Annotated in this window: 5 protein-coding genes; 1 reads left to right on the top strand and 4 read right to left on the bottom strand. The window is 69.3% G+C overall.

Features of this window, described 5'->3' with window-relative positions:
- Positions 1-91 precede the first annotated feature (91 nt).
- The 3 genes from V3B46_RS19845 to V3B46_RS19835 form a co-directional block, all read right to left on the bottom strand.
- A complete protein-coding gene (locus tag V3B46_RS19845; RefSeq protein WP_106466942.1) occupies positions 92-1,741 on the bottom strand; it encodes a Na+/H+ antiporter in 1,650 nt (549 codons plus the stop codon).
- Positions 1,742-1,858: 117 nt separating this feature from the next.
- On the bottom strand, positions 1,859-2,647 hold the full coding sequence (locus tag V3B46_RS19840) for a dioxygenase family protein (RefSeq protein WP_329892708.1): 789 nt from the start codon (positions 2,645-2,647) through the stop codon (positions 1,859-1,861).
- Between the two features lie 31 nt (positions 2,648-2,678).
- On the bottom strand, positions 2,679-3,089 hold the full coding sequence (locus V3B46_RS19835; RefSeq protein WP_329892707.1) for a DoxX family protein: 411 nt from the start codon (positions 3,087-3,089) through the stop codon (positions 2,679-2,681).
- Between the two features lie 96 nt (positions 3,090-3,185).
- Here V3B46_RS19835 and V3B46_RS19830 point away from each other — a divergent pair, with 96 nt between their 5' ends.
- A complete protein-coding gene (locus V3B46_RS19830; RefSeq protein WP_329892706.1) occupies positions 3,186-4,067 on the top strand; it encodes a LysR family transcriptional regulator in 882 nt (293 codons plus the stop codon).
- A 95-nt stretch (positions 4,068-4,162) separates the two neighbouring features.
- Here V3B46_RS19830 and V3B46_RS19825 read toward each other — a convergent pair whose 3' ends face one another.
- Positions 4,163-7,225: a bifunctional diguanylate cyclase/phosphodiesterase gene (locus V3B46_RS19825; protein WP_329892727.1), complete on the bottom strand. Its 3,063-nt coding sequence runs from the start codon at positions 7,223-7,225 to the stop codon at positions 4,163-4,165.
- Positions 7,226-7,314 lie beyond the last annotated feature (89 nt).

The raw sequence follows: 7,314 nt of genomic DNA, 5'->3' as shown, positions 1-7,314 counted from the left end.
TCCCACCCTCGCGTGCTTGGCAGCGTCCCGCCCCCCCCCGGGGGCCGCGCCCCCCCCCCCCCCCCCCCCCCCTCGACTCTACATTTCAGGGTCAATCGCGCTTGCGCGATTCCAGCAGGTCCAGGTTGCGGATCAGGCGCCGCGAGATTTCATCGGAGATCACCCCGCGCCGGGTCAGCCGGAACAGCTCCTCGCGCTCGGCATTGAGGCCGGCGCTGCGCAGCTGGCGGTAGCCCTGTTCCATGCGCCGGACCTTGTCCGGGTCCACATCGGGCCCGTCGCTGTCCTTCTCCAGGTGGCGCTGGTACAGCAGGCTGACCCGCGAGGCGGCGTCGTTGTACAGCTGCACGTTCTCGGTGTTCTGGTTCATCACCATCTGCTGGCGCATGCGCTCCACCCCAGCCAGCGCCGCCTTCGACGACAGCCGGCGCGCCAGATCCTCTTCCTTGCGCTCACCCGAATCGGACGGCAGCTGCAGGCCCTTCAACAGCCGCGGCAGCGCGATGCTGGCGCCCAGCAGCGAGAACAGGATCACCGACGCGGCCAGGAAGATCACCAGGTCACGCGCCGGGAACGCACTGCCGTCGGGCAGGAACAGCGGCAGGGTCAACACACCGGCCAGCGTGATCGCACCGCGCACGCCGGCCACCGAGGTCGCCACCACGATGCGCCAGTTCGGTGCCTCGCCCCGCTCCAGGCCGCGACGACGCGCGCGCAGCAGGTTCCAGCGCAGCGACAGCCACACCCACAGCAGGCGCAGCACGACCAGTGCCAGATTGATCACCACCACATACACCAGCAGCCACCACGCACTCTGGTGGCCGGTCTCGTTCATGGTGGTGGTGGCACGTTCGACAATGCCCGGCAGCTGCTCGCCCAGCAGCACGAACATGATGCCGTTGAAGCTGAACTGCAGCATGTTCCAGACCCCGGCGCGCTGCACGCGCATGCTGCCGGAGACGCGGCCGGTCAGCTCGACATAGCTCATCGCGATACCGGCGGCGACCGCGGCGAGGATGCCCGAGGCATGGATCTCTTCGGCCAGCAGGTAGGCCGCGAACGGAATCAGCAGGTTGACCAGCATCGCCGCGCCCGGCTCTTCGCCGAAGCGGCGCCACAGCCAGCGCTGGAAGGTGGACACACCCAGCGTCACTGCCACGCCCACAGCAAGGCCGGCCACCGCCACCCACACGAAGGTCAGCGAGGCCGTGGCCAGCGAGAAGGTGCCGGTCATCACCGCCGCCACCGCGAAGCGGAAGCAGACCAGGCCCGAGGCATCGTTCAGCAGCGACTCGCCCTCAAGGATGTGCATCAGGCGCTTGGGAATCGGCGCCTTGGAGGCGATGGCCCCGACCGCCACCGGGTCGGTCGGCGACACGATGGCCGCCAGCGCGAAGCACACCGCCAGCGGCATCACTGGAATCAGCCAGTGGATGAGGAAGCCGGCGCCGATGACGGTGAACACCACCAGGCCGAACGCCAGTTCGAGGATCGCGCCCTTGTCGCGGAACAGGCCCTGCTTGGGAATGCGCCAGCCATCCAGAAACAGCAGCGGCGGCAGGAACAGCAGGAAGAACACCTCCGGCTCCAGCGCGTGGCCGCGGTTGAATACCCCGGCAATCACCGCGCCCAGGCCGATCTGCACCAGCGGCAGCGGCAACGAGAACGGCAGGACGCGAACCAGGTAGCCGCTGGCGACAACGGCCACCAGCATCGCCAGGACGACTTCGATGGTATGCATGCTTCTTCCAGGAAGCGGCGCGCGGGGAGGCTCGCAAGCCAGCGCCGGAAACCCGGAAAAAACTACCACATGCGGCCATGACCGCGACGGCCGGGGCCGCCGCGCGTCAGCCCCGGCTCATGCCCCGTCGAAGCGGTACAGATCCATGGCGAGGAAGCCGGCATCGATACCAGCGTCGATGCGGCGTGCGCCGAAACCGCCCTCGCCGGCCGCGCCCATCGCGAAGAACAGCGGCAGCAGGTGCTCGTCGGTCGGGTGCGCGCGTTCGGCGAAAGGCGCCTGCCGGCGGTAATCCAACAGAGCCTGGCGGTCATTGGCGGCCAGGCGCTGCTCCACCCACTCGATGAAGGGCCGCACGTACGGCGCTTCCTTGCCGTCCTGGTAGTCACCCCAGTCGTGCAGGTTGTGGGTGATGCTGCCCGAGCCGACCAGCAGCACGCCCTGATCGCGCAGCGGCGCCAGCGCACGGCCCAGCGCGAACTGGTGCTCGGGCCCGAGCAGTGGCTGGATCGACAGCGGCACCACCGGGATGTCGGCCTGCGGGCGCAACAGCCGCAGCGGCACCCATGCACCGTGGTCGAGGCCACGCTGCGGGTCGAGCGCCACCGGCAGGCCAGCGGCCGCGATGCGACCGGCCACCTCTTCGGCCAGCGCCGGATCGCCCGGCGCCGGGTACTGCAGTTCGAACAGCGCGCGCGGGAAGCCGCCGAAGTCGTGGATGGTCGGTGGCTGCGGATGCGCACCGACCAGCGGCTGCCGGCCCAGCCAGTGCGCCGAGGCCATCACGATGGCGCGCGGCGTCGGCAGATCGCGCGCCAGCTCGGCCAGGCGCACGCCAACCTGGCCCGGATGCAGGGCGGTCATCGGCGAACCATGCGAGATGTACAGCGAAGGCAGGCGGGACATGGAATTCTCCAGTTGCAGGATCAGGCGGCGATCAGCGCGAACGCAGGGTCCACTTGCCATCGCCGACCAGGAACAGCACTACCAGCGCCAGTGCCCAGAACGCTGGGTATTCCCAGCCGCCGCCGGCATTGGCGAAACCGAAGCCGTTGGCGCCGTGCACGGTGACGATGGTGCCCAGCAGCAGCGGCACACCGACCAGGCCCACCCAGCGTGCGTAGATGCCCAGCAGGAGCGCGACGGTGATCATCAGCTCGACACCGATGGTGAGGTAGCCGAGCACGCCGGGCAGGCCCAGCGATTCGAAGAACGCCGCCGTGCCGGCCGGGGTGAACACCAGCAGCTTGATCAGCGCATGGACCAGGAACAGCACGCCCAGGGCCAGGCGCAGCAGGGTGGCGCCGTACGGGGCCAGCGGCGAAACAGGAGCGGTCGTGGTGTGCATGGGGAAACACCTTGAAGGGAGTGGGCACAGGTTATTGCGCCTTCGTGAGCCAATAAATACGATGGATTGACCGTATTTATTTCAAAAGGCGCAACAATGGACACCCTCGAGGCGATGCGCGTGTTCGTGGCGGTGGTCGAGCGCAACGGCTTCAGCGCCGCCGCCCAGGCCCTGGACATGTCCACGGCCGGCGTCACCCGCCAGGTTGCCGCGCTGGAAAAGCGCCTGTCCACCCGGCTGCTTCACCGCACCACGCGACGGGTCAGCCCGACCAGTGCCGGCGCCGCCTACTACGCCCAGTGCGTGCGCCTGCTGGCCGAGTTCGACGCGCTGGAGGCCAGCATCGGTGCGCAGGCGCTGGAGCCCTCCGGCACGCTGCGCATCAACGCACCGGTCAGCTGGGGCATCGCCCGCCTCGGCCCGTTGCTGGCCAGCTACCGCGAGCGCTTCCCGCAGGTGGAACTTGATCTGGCCCTGTCCGACCGCCTGGTGGACATGGTCGAGGAAGGCTACGACGTCGCCATCCGCATCACCCGCGAGCCGGGGCCGACGTTGATCGCGCGCCGCCTGGGCGAATCGCGGGTGAGCCTGTGCGCCGCGCCGGCCTACCTGGCCGCACGCGGTACGCCACAGACGCCGCAGGAGCTGCAGGCCCACGCCTGCCTGAGCTACAGCTACTGGGCCGCCGGCGACCATTGGCCGCTGCAGGGGCCGGGCGGCGAAGTGAAGGTGGCGGTAAGCAGCCTGCTGCACGCCAACAACGGCGACGTGCTGCGCGAAGCAGCAATCGCCGGCATGGGCGTGATCCTGCAACCGGATTTCCTGCTGGAAGACGCGCTGGCCGATGGCCGCCTGGTGCGCATCCTGCCCGAATGGGAGGCCTCGCCGATCGGCATCTTCGCGGTCTATACCAGCCGCAACCACTTGGCACCGAAGGTGCGCAGTTTCATCGACTACCTGGTGGAAGCCGGGGTGTAGCCGAGTCTGGCGCTTGCCGGTAGTGCCGGCCGCTGGCCGGCAATCAGACACACCCCGGTCCTGGGCGAATGCCGGCCAGCGGCCGGCACTACCACTTAGGCGGCAACCTCATCGAGCGCATCGATGATCTGTTCCAGCGGCGCCGGTCGCCCCAGCAGGTAGCCCTGCACCTGGTCGCAGCCATGCGCGGCCAGCCAGTCCAGCTGGCCCGGCGTCTCCACGCCTTCGGCGATGATGGTCAGGCCCATGCTGTGGCCCAGCGACAGCAGCGCGCGGCAGATCGAGGCATTGCGCGGATTGGTTTCCACGTCAGCGACGAAGCTGCGGTCGATCTTCAGGATGTCCAGCGGCAGGTGCTGCAGGTAGGACATGCTGGAATATCCGGTACCGAAGTCATCCAGCGACACGCTGATGCCCTGCTCGTGCAGGCGTTGCATGGTCTGCATCGCCTGCGCCGGCTTGCGCATCAGGCTGCTCTCGGTCAGCTCCACGTGCAGCGCGCCGCGGGCCAGGCCGAACTCCTGCTGCGCGCGGGTGAACTCGGCCACCAGGTCGCTATTGAAGAACTGCACCGCCGATACATTGACCGCGATCGGCAGCTCGCCCCAACCGGCCTCTACCAGCCGGCGCTGCGCCTTCGCCGCCGCACGGATCACCCAGCGGCCCAGCGCCAGGATCAGCCCGGTGTCCTCGCACAGCTGGATGAACTCGTTGGGCGGGATGAAGCTGCCATCGGCCTGCGGCCAGCGCAGCAGGGCCTCCAGCGCGGCCGGGCTGCCATCGCTGGCGTGCCGGATCGGCTGGAAGTACAGCTCGAACTCGTTGTCGATGGCGGCGTGGATGCGTCCGGCCAGGCGCAGGCGGTCGGCCAACCGCGTGGTCACCGCCGCGTCGAACCAGACCACCACGTTGCCTTCGGCGCGCGCGGCATGCGCGGCCTGTGCAGCCATGCCGATCACCTGCTCGGCCGAGTGGCCATCACCCGGCACATGCACGGCCACGCCGATGCGCGGCTCGAACTGGTGCAGCGAATCCTTGCCGCGCATCGGCGCCGACACGATCTGCAGCAGGTCGTCCAGCACGCGCTGGGTATCGTGCTCGGCACCGATGGCGAACACGAAGTCCTCTGCCGGCTGGAATGCCAGCGTGCCGCAGCGCGCGCCCAGGCCACCGAGCCGGGTCGCCATCGACTGCAGCACCGCATCGCCGATCTCGCGGCCCAGCGTGTCGGCCACCAGCTGCAGTCCTCGCAGCTGCACGAAGGCGATGGTGTAGCCCTCCTGCTGCTCGTCCAGCTGTCCGGTCAACGCACGCACGTTGAGCAGGCCGGTGGCCGGGTTGTGCCGCGCCTGGTAGGCCAGGTCGCGCTCGTAAGCCAGCCGTTCGCTCACATCCTCGGCCAGCACCAGGCAGGCGGGCTGGCCATCGAAATCGAGCTTGGACAAATGTGCGCGCACTTCGAACACACTGCCGTCCTTGCGCCGGTGCAGGCGCACGGTGGCATCCTGCAGCTCGCCGGCACGGGCCTTGGCGATCGCCCCCTTCACCTCGTCCCAGCCTTCGCGCGGGCGGATGTCGAGGATGCTCATCGCCAGGAATTCCTCGCGGCTGTAGCCGTACTGGCGCACGGCGGCATCGTTGACCTCGATGAAGCGCAGCGTGTCCGGATCGAACACCCAGAACGGCGCTGGATTGCGGTCGAACAACAGGCGGAAGCGGCGTTCCACTTCGCTCATCTGCTCGCGGGCCTGGTAGCGCTCGCTCAGGTCGGTCAGCGCGCCGATCATGCGGCGCTCGCTGTCGGCCACCTCCACCCGCTGCCCGCGTGCGCCCACCCAGCGCACTGCGCCTCCGGGCAGTACCAGGCGGAACACCTGGTCGAGCACCGCGCCACCGGCGAAGGCCTGGTCGAAGGCCTGCTGCAGGCGCGCCGCATCATCACGATGCACGCGCGCGAAGAAATCGGCCACCGGCAGCGCATCGGTCTGCACGCCGAAGATCTCGCGCGCCAGCGGTGACCAGCGCAACAGCGCGGCATCCTCGTCCACGTACCAGGTGCAGACGCGCCCGACCTGGTGGGCCAGGCGCAGTTCGGCGTGGCCTGTCTTCAGCTCCTCGGCCATCGCCTGCTGGCGGCGGGTGCTGCGGCGCACGGCGTACAGCAGCACCAGCAACACCGCGATGTAGGCCAGCATGATCGCCACCGACGCCTGCAGGTACGGCCACCAGGGCGCCAGCACGTCCTCGTCGGCCAAGCCGACCTGCACCGCCAGCGGGCTGCGTTCCAGCGTGCTGATGGTGATGATGCGCGGCACGCCGTCGACCACGCCGGGCAGGCTGCCCAGCTCGACCACCGCCTGCTTGCCGAGCAGGTCACGGCGCGGCAGATCGTAGCGGCGGCCCACCGTGCCGTGCGGATCGGGCACGCGGGCCAGCATGTAGCCTTCGGCATCGCTGATCGAGACCAGTCCGTTCGGGCCGACATCGAGGCCACCGACGATGCGCTGCAGTTCGCCACAGCGCAGCCGCGCCAGCAGCCAGCGGTCGCCGGCCATCGGCAGCGCCAGCGGGACCACCCAGCCGCCATCACTGGCCCGCTGCGGCGGGCCGATATACAGCGCGCTGCCCTGGCCTCGGCGCTGCGGGTCGGTCCACAGCGGCAGCTGCAGGTCGCCCTTGCCGGCCGTCAGCGGTCGGCCATGGCTGTCGAGCACCACGATGCTGTGCAGCTCGGCATGCCGGCGCAGCACGCCGCCGATGGAGGCATCCAGCAGGGCCGGCGCCTGTACCGGCACGCTGCGGAACAGCTCAGCAGCGTCGGTGGCGATGCCGGACATGGCCCGCTCCAGGTTGCGCAGCTCCAGCGCCAGCAGGCGCTCGCTGCCCACCGCCAGCGCGCGGCTCTGGCGCTGCGCTGCCTCCAGCCGGCGCTGGTGGTCGTTGATCAGCATGGTGGCCAGGCCAGCCACCAGCAACACGCCCAGCAGCACTCCGCCCCAGGTAATGGCGCGCAGTGGCCGGGCCAACGCCCGTTTCAGCGCGGGCATCGGTTGAGCTTCCTTGTGCTGTCGGCTGGCTTCATGCGCGAACGAATCCTCCACATCCCCGACCTCAACGGCCGGCGGACGCCATTCTTGACGCCTGACCCGCCCCCGCATGGCCACCTCCCCGTGTCCGCGCAGGGCTCCTGAGGCCAGCATGCACCACACCGGTGACGGCGTGAAGATCGCTTGCGCGCGTTCAGCCA

The sequence above is a fragment of the Stenotrophomonas sp. SMYL11 genome, assembly GCF_036320005.1.
GTDB lineage: Bacteria > Pseudomonadota > Gammaproteobacteria > Xanthomonadales > Xanthomonadaceae > Stenotrophomonas > Stenotrophomonas maltophilia_A.
The sequence above is the reverse complement of the archived record's forward strand: the minus strand, read 5'-3'. Positions and strand labels throughout refer to the sequence as shown.